The sequence below is a fragment of the Saccharopolyspora erythraea genome, assembly GCF_018141105.1.
GTDB classification, from domain to species: Bacteria; Actinomycetota; Actinomycetes; order Mycobacteriales; family Pseudonocardiaceae; genus Saccharopolyspora_D; species Saccharopolyspora_D erythraea_A.
This window is the reverse complement of the sequence record NZ_CP054839.1, coordinates 7,463,733-7,487,045: the sequence shown is the minus strand read 5'-3', so window position 1 is coordinate 7,487,045 and position 23,313 is coordinate 7,463,733. Positions and strand designations below refer to the sequence as shown.

The 23,313-nt window shown below is 72.3% G+C and carries 26 protein-coding genes; 17 read left to right on the top strand and 9 right to left on the bottom strand.

The annotated features are described in order from the left end of the window. Positions 1-107 precede the first annotated feature (107 nt). Positions 108-605 carry a GNAT family N-acetyltransferase gene (locus tag HUO13_RS33515; RefSeq protein WP_211898894.1) on the top strand — a complete coding sequence of 166 codons (498 nt, stop codon included), beginning with the start codon at positions 108-110 and terminating at the stop codon, positions 603-605. A 149-nt stretch (positions 606-754) separates the two neighbouring features. Further along, positions 755-952, top strand: a complete 198-nt coding sequence (locus tag HUO13_RS33510; protein WP_211898893.1) for a hypothetical protein — start codon at positions 755-757, stop codon at positions 950-952. A 370-nt stretch (positions 953-1,322) separates the two neighbouring features. Here HUO13_RS33510 and HUO13_RS33505 read toward each other — a convergent pair whose 3' ends face one another. Further along, the gene (locus HUO13_RS33505) at positions 1,323-1,784 is read right to left on the bottom strand and encodes a universal stress protein (protein ID WP_021342087.1); all 462 of its coding nucleotides are present in this window, start codon (positions 1,782-1,784) and stop codon (positions 1,323-1,325) included. Positions 1,785-1,841: 57 nt separating this feature from the next. On the opposite strand from HUO13_RS33505, the gene HUO13_RS33500 reads away from it, so the two are divergent. Beyond that, on the top strand, positions 1,842-3,119 hold the full coding sequence (locus HUO13_RS33500; protein WP_249124269.1) for an ArgE/DapE family deacylase: 1,278 nt from the start codon (positions 1,842-1,844) through the stop codon (positions 3,117-3,119). A 190-nt stretch (positions 3,120-3,309) separates the two neighbouring features. Beyond that, positions 3,310-3,900: a pentapeptide repeat-containing protein gene (locus HUO13_RS33495; protein WP_211898891.1), complete on the top strand. Its 591-nt coding sequence runs from the start codon at positions 3,310-3,312 to the stop codon at positions 3,898-3,900. A 920-nt stretch (positions 3,901-4,820) separates the two neighbouring features. Here HUO13_RS33495 and HUO13_RS37925 read toward each other — a convergent pair. Continuing rightward, a complete protein-coding gene (locus tag HUO13_RS37925) occupies positions 4,821-5,120 on the bottom strand; it encodes a TNT domain-containing protein (protein WP_249124268.1) in 300 nt (99 codons plus the stop codon). A 26-nt stretch (positions 5,121-5,146) separates the two neighbouring features. Next, positions 5,147-7,513 carry a hypothetical protein gene (locus HUO13_RS37920; protein WP_249124267.1) on the bottom strand — a complete coding sequence of 789 codons (2,367 nt, stop codon included), beginning with the start codon at positions 7,511-7,513 and terminating at the stop codon, positions 5,147-5,149. Positions 7,514-7,795: 282 nt separating this feature from the next. On the opposite strand from HUO13_RS37920, the gene HUO13_RS33485 reads away from it, so the two are divergent. Genes HUO13_RS33485 through HUO13_RS33465 form a run of 5 tightly spaced genes read left to right on the top strand, consistent with a single transcriptional unit; the run spans position 7,796 to position 12,019 of the window. Next, complete coding sequence (locus HUO13_RS33485; protein ID WP_211898889.1) at positions 7,796-9,037, top strand: MFS transporter; 1,242 nt, start codon at positions 7,796-7,798, stop codon at positions 9,035-9,037. Continuing rightward, positions 9,034-10,032: a DMT family transporter gene (locus tag HUO13_RS33480; protein WP_249124266.1), complete on the top strand. Its 999-nt coding sequence runs from the start codon at positions 9,034-9,036 to the stop codon at positions 10,030-10,032. The genes HUO13_RS33485 and HUO13_RS33480 overlap by 4 nt, the downstream gene beginning before the upstream one ends. Before the next feature lie 6 nt (positions 10,033-10,038). After that, positions 10,039-10,890: a bifunctional methylenetetrahydrofolate dehydrogenase/methenyltetrahydrofolate cyclohydrolase gene (locus HUO13_RS33475; RefSeq protein WP_211898888.1), complete on the top strand. Its 852-nt coding sequence runs from the start codon at positions 10,039-10,041 to the stop codon at positions 10,888-10,890. Positions 10,891-10,935: 45 nt separating this feature from the next. After that, the gene (locus HUO13_RS33470; RefSeq protein WP_211898887.1) at positions 10,936-11,226 is read left to right on the top strand and encodes a DUF3017 domain-containing protein; all 291 of its coding nucleotides are present in this window, start codon (positions 10,936-10,938) and stop codon (positions 11,224-11,226) included. Positions 11,227-11,254: 28 nt separating this feature from the next. Further along, positions 11,255-12,019, top strand: coding sequence for a GntR family transcriptional regulator (locus HUO13_RS33465; RefSeq protein WP_211898886.1), 765 nt, complete (start codon positions 11,255-11,257; stop codon positions 12,017-12,019). A gap of 9 nt (positions 12,020-12,028) precedes the next feature. On the opposite strand, the gene HUO13_RS33460 is transcribed toward HUO13_RS33465, so the two are convergent. Continuing rightward, positions 12,029-12,592 (bottom strand): dihydrofolate reductase family protein, encoded by a 564-nt coding sequence (locus HUO13_RS33460; protein ID WP_211898885.1) that lies wholly within the window; start codon positions 12,590-12,592, stop codon positions 12,029-12,031. A 249-nt stretch (positions 12,593-12,841) separates the two neighbouring features. Here HUO13_RS33460 and HUO13_RS33455 point away from each other — a divergent pair, with 249 nt between their 5' ends. Genes HUO13_RS33455 through phnE form a run of 5 tightly spaced genes read left to right on the top strand, consistent with a single transcriptional unit; the run spans position 12,842 to position 18,016 of the window. Beyond that, on the top strand, positions 12,842-13,957 hold the full coding sequence (locus tag HUO13_RS33455) for a TIGR03364 family FAD-dependent oxidoreductase (protein ID WP_211898884.1): 1,116 nt from the start codon (positions 12,842-12,844) through the stop codon (positions 13,955-13,957). Further along, positions 13,954-14,622 (top strand): phosphonatase-like hydrolase, encoded by a 669-nt coding sequence (locus HUO13_RS33450; protein WP_211898883.1) that lies wholly within the window; start codon positions 13,954-13,956, stop codon positions 14,620-14,622. Before HUO13_RS33455 ends, HUO13_RS33450 begins: the two co-directional genes overlap by 4 nt. Before the next feature lie 30 nt (positions 14,623-14,652). After that, positions 14,653-15,579, top strand: a complete 927-nt coding sequence (locus tag HUO13_RS33445) for a phosphate/phosphite/phosphonate ABC transporter substrate-binding protein (protein ID WP_211898882.1) — start codon at positions 14,653-14,655, stop codon at positions 15,577-15,579. Beyond that, positions 15,576-16,358: a phosphonate ABC transporter ATP-binding protein gene (gene phnC, locus HUO13_RS33440; RefSeq protein ID WP_211898881.1), complete on the top strand. Its 783-nt coding sequence runs from the start codon at positions 15,576-15,578 to the stop codon at positions 16,356-16,358. The genes HUO13_RS33445 and phnC overlap by 4 nt, the downstream gene beginning before the upstream one ends. Then, the gene (gene phnE / locus HUO13_RS33435; protein ID WP_211898880.1) at positions 16,355-18,016 is read left to right on the top strand and encodes a phosphonate ABC transporter, permease protein PhnE; all 1,662 of its coding nucleotides are present in this window, start codon (positions 16,355-16,357) and stop codon (positions 18,014-18,016) included. The genes phnC and phnE overlap by 4 nt, the downstream gene beginning before the upstream one ends. Positions 18,017-18,187: 171 nt before the next feature. Here the strand turns inward: phnE and HUO13_RS33430 are convergent, their stop codons facing one another. After that, entirely contained in the window at positions 18,188-19,024 is an 837-nt protein-coding gene (locus HUO13_RS33430) for a DUF4253 domain-containing protein (RefSeq protein WP_249124265.1), read from the bottom strand. A gap of 368 nt (positions 19,025-19,392) precedes the next feature. Here HUO13_RS33430 and HUO13_RS37915 point away from each other — a divergent pair, with 368 nt between their 5' ends. Together HUO13_RS37915 and HUO13_RS37910 are read left to right on the top strand one after the other, a co-directional pair. Beyond that, complete coding sequence (locus tag HUO13_RS37915; RefSeq protein WP_249124264.1) at positions 19,393-19,530, top strand: TetR-like C-terminal domain-containing protein; 138 nt, start codon at positions 19,393-19,395, stop codon at positions 19,528-19,530. Next, the gene (locus HUO13_RS37910; protein WP_249124263.1) at positions 19,527-19,718 is read left to right on the top strand and encodes a hypothetical protein; all 192 of its coding nucleotides are present in this window, start codon (positions 19,527-19,529) and stop codon (positions 19,716-19,718) included. Before HUO13_RS37915 ends, HUO13_RS37910 begins: the two co-directional genes overlap by 4 nt. A gap of 119 nt (positions 19,719-19,837) precedes the next feature. Here HUO13_RS37910 and HUO13_RS33420 read toward each other — a convergent pair whose 3' ends face one another. From HUO13_RS33420 to HUO13_RS33410, 3 genes are all read right to left on the bottom strand, one after another. Next, positions 19,838-20,032 carry a DUF1918 domain-containing protein gene (locus HUO13_RS33420; RefSeq protein ID WP_211898879.1) on the bottom strand — a complete coding sequence of 65 codons (195 nt, stop codon included), beginning with the start codon at positions 20,030-20,032 and terminating at the stop codon, positions 19,838-19,840. Between the two features lie 119 nt (positions 20,033-20,151). Beyond that, positions 20,152-20,574, bottom strand: coding sequence for a hypothetical protein (locus tag HUO13_RS33415; RefSeq protein ID WP_249124262.1), 423 nt, complete (start codon positions 20,572-20,574; stop codon positions 20,152-20,154). A gap of 100 nt (positions 20,575-20,674) precedes the next feature. Further along, positions 20,675-21,508, bottom strand: a complete 834-nt coding sequence (locus HUO13_RS33410; protein ID WP_211898878.1) for a metal-dependent hydrolase — start codon at positions 21,506-21,508, stop codon at positions 20,675-20,677. Positions 21,509-21,708: 200 nt separating this feature from the next. On the opposite strand from HUO13_RS33410, the gene HUO13_RS33405 reads away from it, so the two are divergent. Beyond that, positions 21,709-22,929, top strand: coding sequence for an NADP-dependent isocitrate dehydrogenase (locus HUO13_RS33405; protein WP_211898877.1), 1,221 nt, complete (start codon positions 21,709-21,711; stop codon positions 22,927-22,929). A gap of 111 nt (positions 22,930-23,040) precedes the next feature. On the opposite strand, the gene HUO13_RS33400 is transcribed toward HUO13_RS33405, so the two are convergent. Next, on the bottom strand, positions 23,041-23,271 hold the full coding sequence (locus HUO13_RS33400) for a hypothetical protein (protein WP_211898876.1): 231 nt from the start codon (positions 23,269-23,271) through the stop codon (positions 23,041-23,043). Positions 23,272-23,313 lie beyond the last annotated feature (42 nt).

Sequence of the window (23,313 nt, the reverse complement as noted above, 5' to 3'; positions counted from 1 at the left end):
TGCTGCCGTCACCGGGACGTCCGTAGCTGTTCGCACGGAGAGGCCGACGCGCTGTCTTCGGCAAATTCCGCTGCGTCGCAACGGCCGGTCTGCCATCTTGGCGTGCTGTGAACCCCAGTGACCTGGTCATCCGCCGTGCGCTGAGCTCGGACTCAGCTGCGGTGGCCGAACTGTGGCTGCGCTCGTTCGCCGCCGCGTTACCGAGCGTCCGACGGGCGCACACCGATGAGGAGGTGCGGGAGTACTTCCGCGACGTGGTGGTTCCCCAGTGCGAGACGTGGGTCGCGACGGCGGACCGGTCCGTGGTCGGCCTGCTGGTGCTCGACGGTGATCTGCTCAGCCAGCTCTACCTCGCCCCCGAGTGGCGGGGACAGGGCATCGGAGATCTCCTCCTCGAGCTGGCGAAGCAACGCCGCCCCGGCGGCTTGGCGCTGTGGACCTTCCAGGTCAACGGACCGGCGCAGCGCTTCTACGAACGGCACGGCTTCGTCGAGGCCGAGCGCACCGACGGCAGGCACAACGAGGAACGCGAGCCCGACATTCGCTACGTCTGGCCACCCGAGTCCTCGCAGCACGACTCACTGCCGCAGGGCGGGCGCAGGTAGCGACGCCGGCGGCGTTCGCCGTCGAGCGGTCCACGCGGGTGACGTCCGATGCGGTGATCATCAGAACTTCCAGAGATCAACCGGTGCAAGTTGTCATCACGCCTCTGGCCGGGGGCGGATGGGATGACGACGAGCAGGAGTTGATCAGCATGCGACGCGCACTTTCCGCGGCTTTCATCAGTGGTCTGTCATTGGCCGGGGCACTCGTGATGGGCACGGCGCACGCGCAGGAGTCCGTCACCATGGACGACTGCTTCGCAGGTGGCGGTGGGGTCGCGGTCGACCTGCTGTCCCACCAGACGAAGTGCTTCGGCGGCTTGCACCACGCCGCGACCATCATCGACTGACGCGGGCTCGGCGCAGTGAGCTTCCCGGCGGCCGTCAACAGCCGCCGGGCCTCCGGCCTGGCACACCGGGCGCACACCTGCCCCGCCGGATCGACGGGGTCTCGACACCGGCCAAGCACACGGTTCCGGCCGTCACCGACGGCCTTCTGCCGCCAGCGACCTCCTGCCATCGGCAGCCAGCTTCCAGCCGCCGGCCGCCACCGATGGCCTTCTGTCGCCATCTGCCACTATCTGCCACCGGCTGCTGCCACCGGCCCCCCGCACACCTGTTCCGGCCACCACCGATGGCCTCCTGACACCGACCGCCTTCAGCCGCCGATGACCTTCTGCCACCGGCGGCATCCGATCCGATCCTGCGGACCGAGCCCCCTCAGGGCACGACGACCACGGGACGTACGGCCTCCACGACCAGCGTCGCGGGCACGGTGCCGAGCAGGCCCCCGCGCCGGCGAGAGCGGCCGACCACTATCAGGTCGGCCCGGTACTGCTCGGCGACCTGCTCCAGCCCCACGGCCGGGTCGCCGCGCTGGTGCACGAAGTCCCAGTCGATGTCGATCCACTTCAGGTGGTTGACGACTTCCTTCTTCAGCTCCTCCACGAGGCTCTCGGCGGCTTCGCTCGCCACCGCCACCCCCATCGGTGACCAGTAGGCGACGCCGCCCACGGCCTCCACGTAGACCAGCACCAGACGTGCCCGCTCGCGGCGAGCCAGCCCCGCCGCCCACGCGGCGGCGTGGAAGCTCGCCGGGCTGCCGTCCATCCCGACGACGATGCCGCCCAGCCCGTCCTTGCCGATCTCGAATTCCCGCTCGGTTCCGTCGCCTTCGGCCACGCGGCGATGGTAGTGGGCGCCCGTGGTTCCGCTGGACGGATGCGACACACTCGCAACGTGGACACTCCGGGCACCCCCTCCGACCTCGAACGCCGCGCCCTCGACGCCGTCGACGTCGACCGCGTGCTCGCCGACCTCCGCGAGCTGGTCGCCATCCCCAGCGTCGGCGGCACCGCGGCCGAGCAGGACGCGCAACGCTGGTGCGCCGACCGGCTCGGCGGCCTCGGGCACCGCGTCGACCACTGGCGCATCGACGTCGCGGAACTGCGGGAGGACCCCGAGTTCCCCGGCCAGGAAGCCGACCGCGACATCGCCTACGGCTGCGTCGGCGTGCACGGCGATGGCGATCCCGCGCTGGTGTTCTGCGGCCACACCGACGTCGTGCCGCCGGGCGACCTCGACCGCTGGCCCGATCGCGACCCGTACGCGCTGCGCGTGCACGACGGGCTCGCCGCGGGACGCGGCACCTGCGACATGAAGGGCGGTGTCGCCGCGTTCCTCGGTGCTCTGGAGGCGCTGCGTACCGCCGGCATTCGCCTGCGGCGACCAGTGGGCGTGCACACCGTCAGCGGCGAGGAGGACGGCGGACTCGGAGCGTTCGCGACGCTGCGGCGCGGTCACCGCGGGGACGCCTGCGTGCTCGCCGAACCGAGCGCGGGCACGATCGTGGCCGCCAACGGCGGCTCGCTCACCTTCCGACTGGAGATTCCCGGCCAGGGCACCCACGGCTCCACGCGGACCCGGGGCGTGAACGCGCTGGAGAAGCTCGCGGAGTTGCTGCCCGCGCTGCGCGACCTGGAAGCGCGGCGCAACGCAGACCCGGATCCGCTGGTCGCGCACCTCGACGTGCCGTACCCGCTGTCGGTCGGCATGGCCCGCGTGGGGGACTGGGCGAGCACCGTGCCGGACCTAGCGATCGCCGAGGGCCGCTACGGCGTCCGGCTCGACGAAGGCATCGACGACGCCAAGGCCGAGTTCGCCGAAGCCGTCCGCCGCGCGTGCGAGGCCGACCCGTGGCTGTCGCAGCACCCGGTCCGGGTGAGCTGGCCGGGCGGGATGTTCGCCAGCGGCCGCCTCCCCACCGGTCACCCGCTGCTCGAAGAGACGACGCAGGCCGTCGTCGACGTGGGCGGCGCGAAGCCGGAGGTGCTCGGTGCGCCGTATGGCACGGACCTGCGCCTGTACGCGGGCGCCGGCGTGCCGACGCTGCAGTTCGGCCCCGGCGACGTCCGCTACGCCCACGCGCACGACGAACACGTCGCGGTCGCCGAACTGGAACAGGCCACCCGGGCCTACGTCCTCCTGGCGATGCGCCGCTGTGGGGCCGAGAACTGACCAGGAAAGCGGACGGCACGGCCCCGGGGCTTGGACGCGAGTGACATCAGTGGCAACCAACTGCTAATACCACTCACGAATGCGTGGGGGTGTTGGCCACTGACTTCCCGACGATCGCCGTGGCCAGGAGGACCGCAGGCGGGTTCGCCTGGTGACAGGGGCTGTCGTGGCCGTGTGGCAGGCTCGCCGCATGACGATCGCGGTGGGTGAGGACTTCAGCGACGCGGTGCTGACGGGCCAGGAGTGGGACGGCCGCAGCTTCGAGCGCTGCGACTTCACCGACGCCGACCTGCGCGGGCTGCGCACCACCAGCTGCGTCTTCACCGAGTGCACCTTCACGGGTACCGACCTGGGGGAGAGCGTTCACCGCGCGACGGCGTTCCGGTCGTGCCGCTTCGACCGCACCGTGTTCCAGCACTCCACTGTGGAGGGCTGCACGATGCTGGGCTCCGGGTTCGTCGACTGCCGGTTCCGCCCGTTCACCGTCCGCGAGACCGACATGACGCTGGCCGGTATGGGCCGCGCCGACCTGCGCGGCACGGACCTGCGCGGAATCCGCTTCCGCGAGGCCAACCTCAGCGAGTGCGACCTGCGCAAGTGCGATCTGCGGGAGGCCGACCTCAGCGGAGCGCGGCTGCTCGGCACCCGGCTTGAGGAGGCGAACCTGCGCGGGGCGCGCATCGAGGCCGACGGCCTGGTGCAGGCCGTGCTCAGGGGCGCGCGGGTGGACTCGATGACCGCGCTCGCCTTCGCCGCCGCCCACGGCCTCCACGTCGACTGACGACCCGAGCCGAGCCAGGGCAGACACGGGCAGCGGCTGGAGGGAGCGGGTCCCGAGCCCAGCCGGGATGGTTCCCCGGTCAGATCCCGAACCCGCGGGCGGATCTCGAAGAGGGCCAGATCAAGCGCCGGGCGGATCTCGGACAGGCGACCTGATCAAGAACCGCGCGGATCTCGGACAGACGGCCTGGCGGGGCGGATCACGGCGAGGCGGCCAGATCAAGAGCTGGCCAGATCCGGACGGGCAGGCCAATCCCGTGTAGGCGGCCCGATCCCGGATACATGGCACGGTCACGAACCTGCGGGAATCCAGGACAGGTGGGCCGACCAGGACAGACAGGCCGACCCCGGAGAGGCGGAAGGACGGGCCGAACCCGAACCGGCAGACCGCTTCCGGACAGGCAGGCCAATCCCGGATAGCGCGGCCCCGTCCTGGATGGGTGGGTCGATCCCGGGCAGGGGGCGTGGTGCCGAAAAAGGCGGTTCGGTCCCGGAGAGTTACGCCGAACCTGAACCGGCGGATCGAACCTGAACCGGCGGATCGAACCTGAACCGGCGGACGGAACCCGAACCGGCGGACCGGCCCCGGTTAGGCGGCCTGATCCCGGACACGCGCCAGAACCGAACCGGCGGCGAACGAATCCCGTGCGCGTCTGGATCGCGCCCACCGACCGAGCCCGCCGCCTCGCCGACCGACCCCGCCCCTGCGCCCAGGCCGTCCGCCCCCGCGCTGTCGCCCAGCGTTGGGCGCCGTGCGCACTACCCGTCCCGTTCGGCGAGACGCTGCCGCGTCTGCCCCGTGCCACCGTGCCCCGGCGCGCTCGGCCCGCGAGCCCGGATCACCTGCTCCGGACCCCTGAACGCAGTTCGGGGTGCCCGCGGCCTAGCCGCGCGCACCCCGAACTCCAGACTGCGTCCTGGTCACTCCATGGACGGGCGAGGCGGTGCCTCGTTGCCCGTCAGCTCGATCAGCGTCCCGTCGGCGACGAGGTCGCTGATCGAGGTGGGCAGCACGTAGGCCGTGCCACCGCCCGGCTGCTCGAACCACGGCACCGCCGTGCCCCGCAGCACCTGCACCGGCCGCTGCACGCGGTAGGCGAAGTACGCGCGGTTGGCCCACTGCGGCGGCAGCGAACGCTGCGTGTAGGGCGTGCGGATCGCGTACGCGACGTTGCCGTTGGGGTCGCCGAAGCGGTCCAGGTCGGTACCCGGCTGGAGCACGACGTGGCGCCGGTCCCGGTACAGCGTCAGCGGCGGCTCACCGCCGAGCGGCTGGATCTGCTGGCCCGCGCCCTGCGGCGGACGCCCCTGCTCCGGCCCGCCGCCCTGCGGCGGACGGCCTCCGGCCGCGCCGGGCGGGATCGGCGGCCCCTGCCGGGGCGGCCCCGCCATGCCCGGCCCACCGGGGCCGGGGCGGCGCTCCGCGCCACCGGCCGGGCTTGCTGCGCGGGCCGCCGGAGGCGGCGGCACCGCCGCGCCCTGCTCCGGGCGCGGCGAGCGCTTCGGGAGCGGCGGCGGGCCTGCCCCGGTCCGTTCGGACCGCCGGGCGCGGCCGCCTGCGCGGGCATGCCGCCGGGCGGCGACGCCGGGTGCGCGGGGGGCGGCGAGGCAGGCGGACCGGCCGGCGAGGCAGGCGGACCGGCCGGCGGGGCCGGGCGGTCCATCCGCGGGGCGGGCTGGAACCGGGTCGGCTCCTCGACCGGAGCACCGGGCGCGGCGTCCTGCTGGGGAGACTGCCCTGGCTGCGGATCCTGGTTGGCGGTGAACAGGAAGTGGCCGCCCGCGCTCTGCTCCTGGCGGCGGGGTTCGGGATCCGGGCGCTGCGACTGCTCGGCGGCGGCCGGAACCTCGGGCGCGACCGGGTGTTCCGGGGCGACCGTCGGCTGGGCGACCGTCGCCTCGCTGCTGAACTGGGGCTGCTGGGCGACCCTCGTCTCGCCGTCGAACTGCGACTGCTGCGCGGCCGGGGCCTCGCCCGAGGTCGCCGCGTCGTGCGGTTCCCGTGCGTCCGCCTCGGCGTCGGCCGACGCCACGGCGTCCTCGTCCGCCTCGGTTTCCGGCTCGGGCTCGGCGACCGGACGTGCAGGCTCGGCGTCCTGCGGCACCTGGCCGGCCGGCCTGGACAGCAGGAGGCTGCCGAGCAGGTAGGCGGCGGCCTGGTCGGGGCGGGAGAACCGGACGTCGGAGCCGAACTCGTCGTCGGCACCCGCCGTGACGATCCAGTCCGGGCCCTCCTGCACCAGCGAGCGCGCGCCGCTGCTGTGGCTGCCGATGCGGTAGTCGGAGCCGTCGACGGCGTACTCGGTGAGCTTGTCGTGCAGCTTCGCGAAGACTTCCTGCGCGTCGAGCCGCGAGTGGTCGTCGTCGGCCGCGCTCGGCGTCTCCGGCTCCGGCGACCACGAGTCCGCGGTGTCCGACCGCTCAGCGCGCGCCGAGTCGTCGTCGAACGACTCGGCGCCGAAGGGCCGGTCGTCGAGCTCGTCGGTGAACGACCTGTCCTCGTACGGCTCGTCCTCGTACTCGCGCCGGTGGCCGGGCTGGTCGTCGTCCACGTGATCCCCGGAGTCCGCCGCGGCGGGCGTGTCCGCGACCTGCGCCACCGCCGGGCTTTCGGAGTACTCGGTGGAGTCGGCGTAGGAGTCGGCATGCTCGGCCCGCTCGGCGGCGAAGTCCGAACCGGCGTCACCCGGCTCACCGGATTCGCCGAATTCGTCGTCGGCGGGCTGGTCGAGCAGTTCGCTGACGGCCGCGTCGCGGGTGGCGTCGTCGACCTCGGCGAGGGTGAAACGCCGGGCGCGGATGTGCTCGACCAGGTCGGCCTCCGGCGGCACGCCGTACTGCGCGAGGTAGTAGGCCACCGCGCCCTGCCACAGCCAGGAGCCGTCGGTGTGCCAGGTGCCGGGGACCGTGGCCGCGCGGTCGGGAGCGAGCAGGTCCTCCTCGTTCTCCCGGGAGGCCAGCACGATCGGCGCGTTCTCCAGGTACTGGCGCAGCGCGGCGACCTCGTCGGGCTGCACCGGGTTCCTGGTCGCCACCAGTGGGCGGCCCTGCTCGTCGAAGTCGTCGAACGTCTCCGCCGTGCGGAAGCGGGGCGCGCCGCCGGTGCCGGGCTCCGCGGGGGCGACGGCTTCCTGTGCGGCGGTGGGGGTGTCGGCGGTGTCCCGGGCCTCGGAGGGCTCCCGGCCGTCGATCTTCTCGCGCAGCCAGTCGGGCACGTTCTCCTCGGCGCGCGGGTACCGGCGGAGCTCGTCGGCGTAGGCGGCGCGGGGGAGGGGGCGCTGCCACCTCGGCTCGGAGTCGAAGTTGATGTCGATGCGGTAGCTGGACGGGCGTTCCACGACGTAGAGCGCGCTCAGCCACGTTCCCACGTCGGGGCGGTACATGCCGTCGCGGAGCTGCTCGAAGATGCCGCGCAGCTCCTCCGGCGGTTCCCAGGAACGCGCGGTGCCGTCCGGCGTGGTGACCTCACCCAGCAGGTCGTGGTACTCACCGGTGGCGCGGTACTCCACCGTGATCTCCTGCCAGTCCTCGGGGGCGGCCTGTAAAAGCAGGACCCCGATCCTGCGGGCCGCCTGCTCCTGCTCCTCCGGACTGATCGCTGTCGGACGCGACATGGGTGACATCCTCCCCCTCTCAACCAGGCACATCGACTCCACCCCGCACCAGACGCTACTCGACGGGGTGTCCGTGGTGGGTCCGCTGTGCCAGTTCTGTCCCGTTGTCCCAGCACACGTGCGGGTGCCGAGATCATCTTCGTCCGCCGCGGTTCCCAAGCCTGCCGTGTCGGCAGCCCGCACAACATCACACCACCAGGTGCGATTCCGCCAGAGGTCCGCGGGCTGCGGTGGGTGGTTAATCACTAGCGGCACGCCCGTGCCAGAAGGCACAGTTGGATCGTGCTGCGCCCCTACCGCCTGCTGGCCGCCGTCCCGAACGCCACGAGCCTGATGGTCTGCAGCCTCCTGGGACGCTTGCACATGCCGGCGATCGCCATGGTCATGAGCTTCCTGATCGCCGACTGGACCGGTTCCTACGCCACCGGCGGAGTTCTCGGCGCGGCGCTGACGATCGGCCAGGGAATCGCGGGCCCGTTGCGCGGCCGCGCCGCCGACCGCAGCTCGGCGCCGAAGCTGCTGCTGGCCACGGGCGCGCTCTACGGGGTGGGGCTGGTGGTGATCGCGCTGCTGGCGCGGCCGGGCGGCCCGCTCGACCCGGAGCTGTGGTGGGTGCTGCTGCCGCTGTGCATGCTGACCGGGCTCGCGCACCCGCCGGTCACCCAGGTGGGCCGGGCGATCTGGCCGCGGATCTCGCGGGGCCCGGCGCGGGAGGCCGCTTATGCCGTCGAGGCGACCATGCAGGAGTTGCTGTTCGTGGTCACCCCGGTGCTGGCCGCGTCGGCCGTGGCGTTCTGGAACCCCGTGGTCGCGACGTTGCTGTGCGCGGTGGCCTCGGCGGTCGGGCCCGCGGTGTTCGCCGCAGCGCTGTGGCGGGCGGGTCTGCGCGACGCCCCGATCCGCGCCGAGGGCGGCGGCGGCGCATCGCTGTTCCGGTTGCCCGGGTTCGTGCCGATGCTCGCGTTCTCCGCGTTGATCGTCGGCGGGCTGGTGTCGGTGGACCTGGTGCTGGTCGGCTGGTCCCGCGAGCGGGGCACGCCCGAACTGGCGGGGATCCTCGCGGCGGTCTGGGCGGTCGGCTCGCTGGTGGGCGGACTGCTCGTGGGTGGGGTGACGGGCAGACCGAGGCTGTGGCTGCGCGCGCTGCTGGCCGCGCTGGGCCTGGTCGCGCTGGTCCCGGCGCTGCCACCGCTGGCGGAACCGGCCTCGCCGTGGCTGGTCGGTGTGATCCTGTTCGCCGGCGGTACCGCGATCGCGCCGACGCTGGCGGCGGTCAACGGCAGGCTCGCCGAGATCGCTCCGGAGGAGCGCCGCTCGGAGGCGTTCGGCTGGTTCTCCACCGCCACCACGACCGGCGTCGCGGTGGCCTCGCCGGTGGCGGGCTCGATGCTGGACACCGCGGGTCCGGCGGCGGCCGCGGCGGCGGCCGGAACCGCGGCCCTGATGTCGGTGTTGCTTGTCGCACGTCACAGCGTCCGCGGATCGCGCGTCCCCAGGGTGGCGGAGGAGACTGCTCCCACGTGACAACTCGTGCCGACACCACCACAACGCCATCGCGGACGCACTCGTTGCGCAAGGTCCTCGGCCTGGCCGGGGCGACCGCGGTCGGGGTGCTGCTGGCCCTGCAGTCCCGGATCAACGGCACGCTCGGCGTGCGCATGCACGACGGCATCGCGGCGGCGGTGATCTCGTTCGGCTCCGGTCTGGTCGTGCTGGTCGTGTGCACGGCGGTGCTGCCGAAGGCCCGCAACGGAGTGCGGCGGGTGGTCGCCGAGGTTCGTTCCGGCGGCGGTCTGCGCTGGTGGCAGTGCCTGGGCGGGGTGTGCGGCGGCTATCTGGTGATCAGCCAGGGCACGGCCGCCATCGAGCTGGGCGTCGCGCTGTTCACGGTCACGGTGGTGGCGGGGCAGGTCAGCAGCGGGCTGCTGGTCGACCGGCTCGGCCTCGGCCCCGCGGGTCCGCAGCCGGTGACGTTCCCCCGGGCGCTGGGCGCGGGCCTGGCCGTGGTGGCCGTACTGGTCGCGGTGTCGGCGAAGCTCGGGACGGCCCAGGCGAGCTGGCTGGTGCTGCTGCCGCTGTTCGCGGGCATCGGGCTGGCCTGGCAGGCGGCGGTGAACGGCCGGGTGCAGCAGACGTCCCGGTCGTCGGTGATGGCGGCGACGCTGAACTTCGGGACCGGCACCCTTGCCCTGCTCGTGGTGTTCGCCGTGGAGGTGGCGCTTCGCGGGTTGCCGCAGAGCGCACCGCCCGAACCGTGGCTCTACATCGGCGGTTTCCTGGGCATCTTCGTCATCGGCGGTGCCGTCGCGCTCGTGCGCCACACCGGGGTGCTGCTGCTGAGCATGGGCATGATCGCCGGCCAGCTGCTGGGGGCGCTGCTGCTGGACCTGCTGGCGCCGGTGCCCGGCCAGACCGTGCCGATGTCCACAGTGGCCGGGGTCGGGCTGACCCTGGTGGCGGTCTGCATCGCGGCGTTGCCGGACCGGGCGGTGCGCCGCCCGCGCGATCTGGGACGATGAACAGCCGTGAGCGCGACGATTCTCGACGGCAAGGCCACCAAGGACACCATCTTCGAGGAGTTGCGGCCCCGGGTCGCACGCCTCGCCGAGCAGGGCCACACCCCGGGCCTGGCGACGGTGCTGGTCGGGGACGACCCCGCCTCGCACTCCTACGTCCGGGCCAAGCACAACGACTGCGCGAAGGTCGGCATCAACTCCATCCGCAAGGAGCTGCCCGCCGACGCCTCCCAGGCCGACGTCGAGGCCGTCGTCGACGAGCTCAACGCCGATCCGGCCTGCCACGGCTACATCATCCAGCTGCCGCTGCCCGAGCAGCTCGACGCCGGATCGCTGCTCGAGCGCATCGCGCCGGAGAAGGACGCCGACGGCCTGCACCCGATCAGCCTCGGCCGCCTGGTCCTCGGTGAGCAGGCGCCGCTGCCGTGCACGCCGCGCGGGATCATCGAGCTGCTGCGCCGCTACGACGTGCCGCTGGCGGGCGCCCGCGTCGCCGTCGTGGGCCGCGGCATCACCGTCGGCCGCCCCATCGGCCTGCTGCTCACGCGCCGCAGCGAGAACGCCACGGTCACCCTCTGCCACACCGGCACCAAGGACCTGGCCGAGGAGGTCCGCCGCGCGGACGTCGTCGTCGCCGCCGCCGGGCGTCCGCACCTGATCACCGCGGACATGGTGCGCCCCGGTGCCGCGGTGCTCGACGTGGGCGTGACCCGCACCGACTCCGGGCTGGCCGGGGACGTGCACCCCGACGTCGCCGAGGTGGCAGGGTTCCTTTCGCCGAACCCGGGCGGCATCGGCCCGATGACGCGGGCGATGCTGCTGAGCAACGTCGTGGAAGCCGCCGAGCGCGCGGCGTCCTGAAAACGGCGCCGCGACCGTCGGGAGCTCGGGAACGAGGAGGACGCCATGACCGGTGGGTTCGGCGGGAAGACCAGGGCGTCGGCGCACTTCCCCTTCGCCGCGGTGGTGCTGGTCGCCCTGATCGGGTTCCTGCGCATCGCGATGCAGCACTGGCGGCAGGGCTCGGTGCTGATCGGCGTCGCGCTGGTGCTGGCGGCGGTGCTGCGCGCGCTGCTCACCAACGAGCAGGCCGGGCTGCTGGCGATCCGCAGCCGGGCGATCGACATCCTGCTCTACGGCGGGCTGGGTGTGGTGATCGTCGTCGTGGCGATGACGATCACGCGAGGGCCATTCTGAGCGTGGTCGCGCTCTAGGCTGCGGACTCGTGCGAAACGACAGCCCTCCGCACCGAGCGGGCGAACCGGTCCGGGCCGGTGTGCCGGACCACGGCCGCATCCCGCGCTACTACGCGGTCAAGACCGAGCTGCTCGGGCTGATCGAGGAGCTCGGCGAGGGCGCCGTCCTGCCCGCCGAGCGCGAGCTGGCCGAGCGCTACGGCGTGTCCCGGGTGACGCTGCGCCAGGCGGTCGGCGAGCTGGTGCTCGAAGGCAGGCTGCTGCGCAGGCAGGGCAGCCGGACCGTCGTCGCGCCGCCGAAGCTGCTGCAACCGCTGGCGCTGGTCAGCTACACCGAGGGCATCCGCACGCAGGGCCTCGAGCCCGGCCGGACCGTGATCAGCGCCGAGGCGCTGCCCGCCGACCCGCAGCTCGCCACCGATCTCGGGCTGGAGCCCGGTGGCGAGGTGATCCACCTGGAACGGGTGCTGCTTGCGGGCGGTGAACGCGTCGGGCTGGAGTCGAGCTACCTGCCGCGGCAACGGTTCCCGCGGCTGCTCGGCGACTTCGACGCCGACGGCTCGCTGTACGCGTTCCTGCAGCAGGAGCTGGGCGTGGTGTTCGGCGAGGCCGAGGAACGCATCGAGACGGTGCTGGCCACGCCCCGGGAGGCGCTGCTGATCGGCACCAACCCGGCGACGCCGATGATCCTGCTGCACCGGGTGTCGTGGGAGCCGGACGGGACGCCGATCGAGCGGGTCCGGTCGCTGTTCCGCGGCGACCGCTTCAGCTTCGTGACCCGCCTGCGCCGGTGACCCGCCGCGTCAGGAGCGCTCCGGCTCGTAGTGCATCGCGGTGATCCCGCAGTCGAACGGCCGCGCCGTGACGAGCCGGAACCGCTGGTACGTGCCGGTGTCGGGGAACACGGGCAGGCCGGTTCCGATGGCGGTGGGGTTGACGAACAGGTGCAGTTCGTCGAGCAGGCCCCTGGCGATCAGTTCGGACGCGAGCGTCGCGCCACCGTAGGTGATCAGGTCGCCGCCGGGCTCTGCCTTGAGCCGCGCGACGGTCTCGGCGAGGTCGCCGCCCGCGACGACGGCACCGTCCCAGGGCGACTCGGTGAGGCTGTCGGAGATCACCACCTTGGGCGTGCCGATCATCCAGTCGATCGTCTCCTGCGTCTCGCCCTCCGGCCGGGACGCCCACGCCGGGATGAACCCCTCGGCGAGCTTGCGGCCGAGCACGATGCGGTCGACCGGTTCGGTCAGCGCGTCGACGTAGGAGTTCATGTCGTCGGTCCACGGCAGCGTCATCCAGTCCATCTCGCCGTTCGGGCCCGCCAGGTAGCCGTCGGCGGTGACCTGGAGCTGGAGCTTGAAGGTGCGCACGAGAAGTCCTCCCGGTTTCGGCGAGCCGTTCGCTGTGGACGGTGCCGCGCGGACCGCGGGCACCCAGATCGACGGCATTCGACAGTTTGCCCTGTTATGGGCGGTTGCGGTGTTCCGACGGGCATTTCGCGGCGGAATGGACCGCCGAATATAACGGCGGAATAACTGATCTAGACCGTCGCTCGCTGTTCACTCCGCGTTCGTGCCGCCACCACAGCCCATTCGCCCGTGGCCGTGACGGTGTGTCCCGTGCGAGTACTGATCGTCGGCGGCGGCGCGCTGGGCACCATGCACGCGCTGCGCGCCCTGGAGAACGGCCATCACGTGGTGCAGCTGGAGCGCGAGCCGGAGGCGCGCGGCGCATCGGTCCGCAACTTCGGCCTGGTGTGGGTCAGCGGCCGCGAACCCGGCCCCGACCTGGAGCTGGCCCTGCGCGCCCGCGAGGCGTGGGAGCGCATCGGAGCCGACGTGCCCGGGGTGGGCTTCCGGCCCAACGGGTCGCTGACCCTGCTGCGCACCGACGCCGAGGTCGCGGTAGCCGAAGGCATGACCGACCTCGCCGAACGCGGCGCGAAGCTGGTCGGCGCCGCCGAGGCGAGGGCGCTGAACCCGGTGCTGCGGGGCGACTTCCGGGCCGCCCTGTGGTGCGAGCGCGACGGCGCCGTGGAGTCCCGCGTCGCGCTGCCCGCGCTGCGCGCCCACCTGGAGGCCACCGGCCGCTACACGTGGCTGCCCGGCCGCGAGGTCCGCGACGCCGGCGAGGGCTGGGTCCGCGACGACACCGCGCAGCGCCACGAGGCCGACGCGGTCGTGCTGTGCACCGGCGCCGCCCTCGGCGGCCTGGTCCGCGAGCTGCGGCCCGAACTGCCAGTGCGCCGCGTGCGGCTGCAGATGATGCAGACCGACCCGCTCGGCGAGGAGCTGGCGACCTCGATCGCCGACGGTGACAGCCTGCGCTACTACCCCGCATACCGGGGCGCCGCGCTGGACGAGCTGAACCGCGCCGAGCCGCAGCCGCCCGTCGCCGCCGAGAACGGGATGCAGCTGCTGATGGTGCAGCGCCTCGACGGCGGGCTGACCATCGGCGACACCCACGAGTACGCCGAGCCATTCCCCTTCGACGTGCGCGAGGAGCCCTACGACCACCTGGTGCGCCGCTCCGAGGAGCTGCTCGGCCGCTCGCTGCCGCGCGTCACCCGCCGCTGGGCGGGCGTCTACGCCCAGACCGCCGACAAGTCGCAGGTCGTGCACCGCGAGCAGGTCCGGCCGGGGATCTGGCTGGTCACCGGGCCCGGCGGGCGCGGGATGACCGGTTCCCCGGCGATCGCCGAGGACACGCTGCGCGAGATCGAGGAGCGCTCATGATCGAGCTGGTCGTCCTGGACATGGCCGGGACCACCGTCGCCGACGGCGGTCTGGTGGAGGCGGCCTTCACCGACGCGATCGCCGAGGTCGGCGTCGCCGAGTCCGACCCGGCTTTCCCCGGCATGCTCGACCACGTCCGCCGAACCATGGGCGAGTCGAAGATCTCGGTGTTCCGCACGCTGCTCGACGGCGACGAAACCCGGGCGCGGCAGGCCAACGAGGCGTTCGAGCGCGCCTACGGCAGGCGGGTCGGCGAGTGCGCCGAGATCGACGGCGCGGCCGAGACCATCCGGCGGCTCCGCGGCTCCGGCGTGAAGGTCGCGCTGACCACCGGGTTCTCCGAGGCCACGCAACGCCAGATCATCGACGCGCTGGGCTGGGAGGGCCTGGCCGACCTCACCCTCACGCCCGCGCAGGCCGGCCGCGGCCGGCCGTACCCCGACATGGTGCTCACCGCTTTGCTGCGGCTGGGCGTCGACGACGTCCGCCACGTCGCCGTCGTCGGGGACACCGCCTACGACATCGGATCGGGACTGCGCGCAGGCGCGTCGGTCGTCGCCGGGGTGCTCACCGGCGCCCACGGCACCGCCGAGCTCACCGAGGCCGGTGCCACCCACGTCATCGACTCCGTCCGCGACCTGCCCGCCATCGTCCAAGTCCACTGAGGACAGAGAATGTCCAGGAGGTTCCCAGCCATGCGCACCAGCAGACTGGCCGGTGCCGCCGCCGGCTTCGCCGCGGTGGCGCTCACACTCACCGCCTGCGGACCCAGCGCCGCTGACCAAAGCGCTGCCGGCGGCGACGAGATCGTCTTCGCCTCCATCCCCTCCGAGGAGTCGACCAGTCTCCAGGCGAGCTACCAGCCGGTGCTGGACATGCTCGCCGCGGAGACCGGCAAGACCGTGCGCTTCCAGCAGGCGACCGACTACGCGGCCGTCATCGAGGGCCAGCGCGCGGGGAAGATCGACATCGCGCAGTACGGCCCGTTCTCCTACGTGCTGGCCAAGAACAAGGGCGTGGCGGCCACCGCGGTGGCCGGGCAGGTCGAAGCCGAGGGCGAGGCGCCCGGGTACCTCTCCTACGGCATCACCCGGCCGGACTCCGGCATCAACGGCCTCGCCGACCTGCGCGGCAAGAAGGTCTGCTTCGTCGACCCCACCTCCACCTCGGGCTACCTGTACCCGAAGGCCGGTCTGCTGAAGGCCGGGATCAACCCGGACACCGACATCCAGCCGATCTACTCCGGCGGCCACGACTCGGCCGCGCTGGCGGTGGCCAAGGGCGACTGCGACGCCGGGTTCGCCCAGAACGCCACGGTCGACACCCAGCTCATCGAGAAGGGCCAGCTCAAGCCGGGCGAACTGCGCACGGTCTGGCGCTCGGAGACCGTGCCGGGCTCGCCGGCGGCCGTCAGCGACGAGCTCGACCCGCAGGTCCGGGAGAAGGTCACCGCGGCGCTGCGGGAGAAGGCCAACTCCGGCTACCTGCGGGCCAACGGCTTCTGCCAGGGCGACTGCAAGCTCGGCGACATCGGCGGCTGGGGCTACGCCCCGGTCGACGACGCCTTCTACAACGGCATCCGCCAGGTCTGCGACGTGACGAGGGACGAGCAGTGCCAGTGAGCGAAGACCGCGTGATCGCACTCGACCGGGTCGGCAAGACCTTCGACGGCGGGGTGCGGGCGCTCGACGACGTCTCGCTCGAGGTCGCCCGCGGCGAGGTGCTGGTGCTGCTCGGACTGTCGGGTTCGGGCAAGTCGACGCTGCTGCGCCACGTCGACGGCCTGCAGCTCCCCACCTCCGGAGCCGTCGAGGTGCTCGGCGAGGACGTCGGGAGCCTGGGCGGTGCGGGACTGCGCGCGCTGCGGCGCCGCGTCGGGTTCGTGTTCCAGCAGTTCCACCTCGTCGGCTCGCTGACCGTGCTGGAGAACGTCTGCACCGGCGCGCTGGGCACGCTGCGCGGACCGCGGCTCGGCCTGCTGAGCTATCCCAAGCGCATCCGCCACGCCGCGCTGGAACGGCTGGAGCGCGTCGGGCTGAGCGACCAGGCCCTCCAACGGGCGGACACCCTTTCCGGCGGGCAGCAGCAGCGGGTCGCCGTCGCGCGGGCACTGCTGCAACAGCCCGAGATCCTGCTCGCCGACGAACCCGTCGCCTCGCTCGACCCGGACTCGGCGGCGCAGGTGATGGGGCTCATCGCCGAGATCGCCGAGGAGGACGGCCTGACCGTGGTGTGCAGCCTGCACCAGGTCGACCTGGCGCTGAGCTGGGGACACCGCATCGTCGGGCTGCGCTCCGGACGGGTCGTGCTCGACACCCCGGTGCACGGGCTCAGCCGGGACGAAGCCATGTCGATCTACTCCAAGGTCGGCACCGAGCTCACGGCGGTGGCGGTCTCATGACCACCGCGGCGCAGCCGGTCCGCGCCGAGCCCCGCACGCTCGCCCGGCCGGGGGCGGAAGGCGCCGCGGCGGCGCTGACCGCCCTCGCGCTGCTGGCGGCCGCCGTCTGGGCGTTCACCGACCTGCGGCTCAACGTCGCGACCCTGGTGGACGGCGTCGCCAACGCCGCGGACTTCGCGGCCCGGACCTTCCCGCTGGACTTCCCGCCGGTCGGCGAGCTCGTCGCGCTCTGCGGGCAGACGCTGGCCGTGGTGGTCTGCGCGACGTTGCTCGCCTCGCTGATCAGCGTGCCGGTGGCGGTGCTCGCGGCGGGCAACACCGCGTTAGGCCCGGCCACCCGGTACGGCGGCCGCGCGCTGATCGTGCTGGCCCGCGCGGTCCCCGACGTCGTGCTCGCGATCGTGTTCTTCCGCGTCTTCGGCTTCGGCGGGCTCACCGGCGTGCTGGCGATGGGGCTGCACTCGGTCGGCATGATCGGCAAGCTCTACGCCGACGCGGTCGAGCAGATCGACGAGGGCCCGCGCACCGCGATCCGCGCCGCGGGCGGCTCGCGCGCGCAGCAGCTCGTCAGCGGCGTGCTGCCGCAGGTGCTGCCGTCGTTCGTCGCGACCTCGCTGCACCGGCTCGACATCAACCTGCGGGTGTCGGTCGTGCTCGGCTTCGTCGGCGTCGGCGGACTGGGGCAGGCGATCGCCGACGCCCTGCGGACCCTGGACTACCAGCGGGGCATCGCGCTGGCGTCGGTGGTGTTCGGGCTCTGCGTGGCAGTGGAGATCGTCTCCGGCGCGATCCGCGGCGCGCTGCTCGGACCGCGCGACGAACACCGCGGGCTCCTCGCGCGGCTGCGCCGCCGACCGGGTCCCACCGGCGCGCGGATCAGCCGGCCCTGGAACCTCGCGCGGGTGCGGAGGACCGGCTACTGGCTGCTCACCGCGCTGGTCGTCGCGGCATCGGTTTGGGGAACCGAAATCTCGTTCGAGCAGCTCGGCCGGGGCATCACCGAGTTCGGCCCCACCATCGCGCTGTTCTGGCCACCCGAAACCGGTGGCATCCTCCCCGAGCTGCTGTCGGAGCTGCTGGTCACCGTGCAGATCGCGCTGGCAGCCACGCTGATCGGGGCGGTGCTGTCGCTGCCCGTGGGGGCGCTCGCGGCGGCCAACGTCGCGCCGAGCCCCGCGGTGGTCCGGTTCTTCCGCGGCGTGGTGCTGCTGGTGCGCGGTGTGCCGGAACTGGTGCTGGCGATCGTGTTCGTGGTGATCACCGGCCTCGGCCCGGTGGCGGGTGCCCTCGCGCTGGGCGTCGGATCGGTCGGGCTGCTCGGCAAGCTCGTCGCCGACTCGTTGGAGGAGGTCGACCGCGGGCTGGAGCGGGCGCTGCGCGCCACCGGCGCGAGCCGGGTGCAGGTCTTCTTCGCGGCGACCTTCCCGCAGGCCGCACCGGCGTTCGTCGCGCATGTGCTGTACCAGCTCGACACGAACATCCGGTCGGCAACGCTGCTCGGCCTGGTCGGCGCGGGCGGCATCGGCTACTACCTGCTCAACGCCTCGCGGGTGCTCGAGTTCGGAGTGGTGACCACCGTCCTGCTGCTCACCTTCGGCGCGGTGATGGTGGTGGAGGTGTTGGCGGTGTGGTTCAGGCGGCAGACGCGCAGCGTCTGAAGGCGGGGACGCTGGGCCGGGAAGGCGCGAGCGTTCCCGGCCCAGCGGGAGCTCTTCCAGTGGCTTTGCGTGGTCGTCCGGCGGCCCCGCGGTGAGGGTGGGGTGGGTTTTAAAGACCTCCGCCCTCCGGCCGGAAGGCCTTCGGCCTGCTGAACGCCCCATCTGGGGCGTTCAGTCCCACCAGAACGACCAGGTCCTTCTGCCACGGATTTCTCGGGCGTAGGCGGAGATGCTGCCCGATTCCTGGAGGATGCGGTCCGGGCAGAAGGTCCAGTGCTCCGCTGCTACGGCGGCGGCGTGGTGCATCTCCTGCGGGGGTGCGGCGACGCTGAGGTCGAGGCGGTCCGGGCCCAGGCGCAGGAGGCGGACGCCGAAGCGTTCCTCCCAGTTGCGGGCCATCGCGGCCAGGCCGGCCGTGCGGGAGACGTGGTTGGCCGCGCCAGACCAGCCGAGGGTGGCCAGCACGTCGGCGCCGCGCTCCACCGGCACCAGGCCGAGCCTGGTGTCGGCGTCGACGAAGCGCGGCACCTGCTGGTTGGCCAGGATGTCCGGGTCCGCCAGCAGGTTGCCCTCCGCCGCCAGGCCGGGGCAGTCGTAGCCGAACGGCTCGAGCACCTCCAGCTCGTAGGCGGGCCCGAGGTCGTCCTCGGCCTGCACCAGACCGTCCCAGATCCGCGCCATCACGTCGGCGGCGTGCCAGCGCTCGATGTGCTCTCGCGGCTCCGGGGGGACTATCCCCACGGTGCAGCGGTCGCCGTAGACCTCGTTGCTGTCGCACAGCAGCAGCGGCCACAGCCCGGTGCGCTCGTGGTCGGTGCGCAGCGCGGCGAGCAGGTGCGGCGACGGCCGCTCGTCGCTGATCCAGCACAGCGGCGCCGGATCGCCCTTCCCCGGTGACTGGTCGGTGAGGATCTCGCCGGGAGGCAACGGCACGGACGGCGCGACACCGGTACCGAAGGCAGCGGGCAGGTCGGCAGCCGAATCCGCACGCCAGTCTTCTCGCAACACGCCACCGCCTCCTCGCAGAGAGCCTGCCGCCCACCTTAAGGAGCCCGCCCGGCATCCATCCGTTCGGGCTCCGGCGCGTCGGCGGGATTCGCGAACGTGGTCGGTGACGAGCACGACCCGCCCCGACATGTGCGTATTCAGGGCTTCTTCCGCCTGCGAGAGCGGCAGCCGCAGGCCGATCAGCGGCCGCAACCGTCCACACGCGACCAATGGAAGCAGTCCGGCGAGGTCCTTCCGGTACACGCGGTTCGTCCGGACGTAGTACATGCGGGCGCGCCTTCCCGTGGTCTGGCCGACCAGCCGCAGCAGCTCCACCGGCCGATCAGCCCCAGCAGTCCGGTCTGTCCACTGCGGACAAGCTGGAGGAGGTGTCGGAGGCGAGCAGGCGCAAGTCCCCGCCGGTCCGGTTCCGGGAGGTGGCGCAGCGCTTCCGGTCGTGGGCGCTGGTGCGGCCGCACCGGTACCCGCAGTTGTTCGGCACCCCCGGCTACCGAGCCCCGAGTTGACCTTCGGACTTGCCGACCGCGCGATCATCGGCGTGGTGGCCGGCCTGGTGCCGGCCGAGCTGCCCGGGGGACGGTCGGCGCTGGAGCGCCGGCTCGGGTCGTGGCGCGCCGAGCGCGGCGACGAGCAACGGCCGCCCGCGATGCTGCGGCGCGCCCTGTTGACGTGGACGCGGCTCACGGGCTGGTGAGCCTCGAAGTCGAGGGGCAGTTCACCGCAATGGGTGTCGCGCCCGGGCTCCTCTTCCGGCTGGAAGTGCGGACCCCGCTCGACCAGCCCTGGGACCGACCCACCGGGCTGCCGGACGGCTCACTGCTGCGCGGCCGGCTTCTCCACCTCGCAGTCGCCGCCCGGGTAGACCAGGCTCTGGTGCCCGTCCTTGAACCGGACCAGGTAGGGCGGGGCGCCGTCCGCCCCGCGCACCTCCAGGATCTCGCCGGTCTGGTCGGCCTCGTCGACGTGCTTGCTGTGCACGTGCAACTGATCGCCCACCGCTGCCTTCATGACCATCACCTCCGCGACTCAAGGTTAGGTGACCAGGGCCACAGCGCGCAGCGTTGAGCGGCCGCGCCGGACCCGCCCGCGGGAGCCGCGAGGCCCCGGCGGGCGGGTCCGCGAGCGGGTCAGCCGCCGATGGCCTTCGAGCACGTCGTGGTGACCTGCCCGTACTTCTCCAGCTGCGCGGAGGCCCACTCCGCGCTCGACTCCAGGGTCACCGATCCGGAGGCGACCTGCTCGACCGACTTCTGCACGTCGAGCAGGTTCTGCTTGAGGGTCTGGTCGGCGGTCTGGTCGGCCAGGCGCTGCAGCTCCTGCGCCTTCGCCTGGGCGTCGGCCTGGGCCTGCTGCGGGTCGGCGAAGTTCGGCATGAAGTTGGCGATGTTGATCGCCTGAACGCAGGCCGAACCCGCGTCGAGCCGGTCCTGCGCCTGCTGGATGCCCTCCTGGGCCTCCTGGGTGTTCTGCTGGAGCTCGCCGCACGCGCTCAGGCCGGTCAGCAGCGGCAGCGCCAGCGCCACAACGACGAAACGCACTCGGGTTCGCATCTGTCCTCCGGTCCGCGAAGTCGCCAGCCGGGGCGCTGTCGACCACGTCACCCTATCGATACCGAAGGGCGTGATGGGCGATTTGTCGCGAGAACACCGATCAGGAGGAAGGGGCGATCCAGGCCATGACCTCCGGCGGGAGGTCGAGCTGGGCCAGCCACGGCGCCGCGCCCACCCGGTAGAGCACGACCGAGCTGAGGGCCACCGCGACGATCGTCAGGCCCGGGCCGACCAGCACCATCTCGACCTTGCCCCCGGTGCGCATGCGCATCACCTTCGGCGGCGCCACCGGATACCAGGTCTTGCCGGTCAGCGGCACCGGCCAGAGCATCGGGCAGCCCTGCTCGGTGATGGCGTCGCCGACGAAGTGCGCCACGCAGCCGATCATCACCGCCAGGCCGAAGGCGGCGGCGTCGGTGGGCTGGTCGCCCGCCCACGCCCAGCACGCCAGCGTGAGGACCAGCGAGGCGACCGTGATCAGGATGGCGTCCTTGCGGGGGCACCACGTGTGCATCAGGCCGCGCACCGCCAGGCCGGCGAAGAAGAACATCAGCACGCCCAGCGCGGTGCCCTGGCTGGTCTGCACGATCGCCGTCGTGGCCAGGCCGGCGAGCACCGCGAAGATCAGGGTGTGGGTGAAACCGCGGTGCGTGCCGTCGCGGTCGCTGTCGCGCTTGGTGCGGGTGAGGCGGTACAGGAAGCCGCTGAACCCGCTGAGCGCCGCCGAAGCCCCGCGGGAGACCCCGCCGAAGGTGCTGGCGACGGTCGACTTGGGGTGGTCGATGTCGGGCAGCAGCGCGGCCCCGGAGGCCAGCGTCGCCCCGACGACCCAGGTCTTGGGCGATAATTGGCCGATCGCGTGCGTGTCGGCCAGCGCCGTCACCGCCGCCCACGCCGCCAGCCCGCTCATCGCATGCGTCGGTCCCGTCGCCATGGCCCCCTCCTGGATCAGGTGTTCGACGCTCGAGCGTAGAAGAAGATCGTCGCGAGGGGGGCGGCCACCGCCGTGTGCCGCGTCGCGGGCTGTGGGACCGTCACAAACGGCGGCGGGGGCCGGGTGGCGGATGGAACAATCGAATCCGCTAGCAGTACGCTTGTACCGCTTGCATTCTCGCGAGAGGAGCACCCCGCCACATGAGCAAGATCAAGGTCCAGGGCACCATCGCCGAGCTCGACGGCGACGAGATGACGCGGATCATCTGGCAGTTCATCAAGGACAAGCTGATCCACCCCTACCTGGACGTCAACCTCGACTACTACGACCTCGGCATCGAGCACCGGGACGCCACCGACGACCAGGTCACCGTCGACGCCGCGAACGCCATCAAGAAGTACGGCGTGGGCGTGAAGTGCGCCACCATCACCCCGGACGAGGCCCGCGTGGAGGAGTTCGGCCTGAAGAAGATGTGGCGGAGCCCGAACGGGACCATCCGCAACATCCTCGGTGGCGTGATCTTCCGCGAGCCGATCGTCATCTCCAACATCCCGCGCTACGTACCGACGTGGACCAAGCCGATCGTCATCGGCCGCCACGCGCACGGCGACCAGTACAAGGCGACCGACTTCAAGGTGCCGGGCCCGGGCACGGTGACCGTCACCTACACGCCGGAGGACGGCGGCGAGCCGATCGAGTTCGAGGTCGCCAAGTTCGGTGAGGACGGCGGCGTGGCCATGGCCATGTACAACTACAGGCGCTCGATCGAGGAGTTCGCGCGCGCGTCCTTCCGCTACGGCCTCGAGCGCGGCTACCCGGTGTACATGTCCACCAAGAACACGATCCTCAAGTCCTACGACGGCTTGTTCAAGGACGTGTTCCAGGAGGTCTTCGACGCCGAGTACAAGGCCGACTTCGACGCCAAGGGCCTGACCTACGAGCACCGGCTGATCGACGACATGGTCGCCACCGCCATGAAGTGGGAGGGCGGCTACGTCTGGGCCTGCAAGAACTACGACGGTGACGTGCAGTCCGACACCGTCGCGCAGGGCTTCGGCTCGCTGGGCCTGATGACCTCGGTGCTGATGACCGAGGACGGCAAGGTCGAGGCCGAGGCCGCGCACGGCACGGTCACCCGGCACTTCCGCCAGCACCAGCAGGGCAAGCCGACCTCGACCAACCCGATCGCGTCGATCTTCGCCTGGACGCGCGGCCTGCAGCACCGCGGCAAGCTGGACTCGACCCCCGAGGTCGTCGGCTTCGCCGAGGCGCTGGAGAAGGTCGTCATCGAGACCGTCGAGAGCGGCCGGATGACCAAGGACCTGGCGCTGCTGGTCGGCGGCGACCAGGGCTACCAGACCACCGAGGAGTTCCTCGCGACGCTGGACGACAACCTGCAGAAGAGGATGGCCAACCGCTGATCTCCGGCGGCCACCACGCCTGACCTGATCCCAGGCGAAGGTCGAAGAACGCCACTCTCGCCCCCGAGGGGGCGAGAGTGGCGTTCTTTCGTCGGGTCCCCGCGCCGCGGGCTACCTGCAGAACTTCCTGCCCTTGCGGAGCTCGTCGATGCGCATCGCGCTGCCGAGCGCGAAGAAGGTCGGTGCCCACTCGCCGACGAAGATGCCCCAGCGGTCGGCCCGCTCGGTGCTCTCGGCCTTCTTCGAGGTCAGCCAGGAGAGGAACGACAGGCCGATCGAGGCCATCCCGGCCGCGAACATGTGGTCTGAGGTGATACCCATCTCGCGCAGCTTCGTAAGCATGTTCGTCCCCCCGTCGGGCTTCGGTCTCCAGCGCAGGCCCGT

What these genes read in the sequence shown, in the direction of transcription:
- HUO13_RS33510 (WP_211898893.1), top strand. Translation starts at nt 755, where the DNA reads ATGCGACGCGCACTTTCCGCGGCTTTCATCAGTGGTCTGTCATTGGCC.
- HUO13_RS33495 (WP_211898891.1), top strand. Translation starts at nt 3,310, where the DNA reads ATGACGATCGCGGTGGGTGAGGACTTCAGCGACGCGGTGCTGACGGGC.
- HUO13_RS37920 (WP_249124267.1), bottom strand. Translation starts at nt 7,513, where the DNA reads ATGTCGCGTCCGACAGCGATCAGTCCGGAGGAGCAGGAGCAGGCGGCC.
- HUO13_RS33470 (WP_211898887.1), top strand. Translation starts at nt 10,936, where the DNA reads ATGACCGGTGGGTTCGGCGGGAAGACCAGGGCGTCGGCGCACTTCCCC.
- HUO13_RS33450 (WP_211898883.1), top strand. Translation starts at nt 13,954, where the DNA reads ATGATCGAGCTGGTCGTCCTGGACATGGCCGGGACCACCGTCGCCGAC.
- HUO13_RS33445 (WP_211898882.1), top strand. Translation starts at nt 14,653, where the DNA reads ATGCGCACCAGCAGACTGGCCGGTGCCGCCGCCGGCTTCGCCGCGGTG.
- phnE (WP_211898880.1), top strand. Translation starts at nt 16,355, where the DNA reads ATGACCACCGCGGCGCAGCCGGTCCGCGCCGAGCCCCGCACGCTCGCC.
- HUO13_RS33420 (WP_211898879.1), bottom strand. Translation starts at nt 20,032, where the DNA reads ATGAAGGCAGCGGTGGGCGATCAGTTGCACGTGCACAGCAAGCACGTC.
- HUO13_RS33415 (WP_249124262.1), bottom strand. Translation starts at nt 20,574, where the DNA reads ATGCGAACCCGAGTGCGTTTCGTCGTTGTGGCGCTGGCGCTGCCGCTG.
- HUO13_RS33410 (WP_211898878.1), bottom strand. Translation starts at nt 21,508, where the DNA reads ATGGCGACGGGACCGACGCATGCGATGAGCGGGCTGGCGGCGTGGGCG.
- HUO13_RS33405 (WP_211898877.1), top strand. Translation starts at nt 21,709, where the DNA reads ATGAGCAAGATCAAGGTCCAGGGCACCATCGCCGAGCTCGACGGCGAC.
- HUO13_RS33400 (WP_211898876.1), bottom strand. Translation starts at nt 23,271, where the DNA reads ATGCTTACGAAGCTGCGCGAGATGGGTATCACCTCAGACCACATGTTC.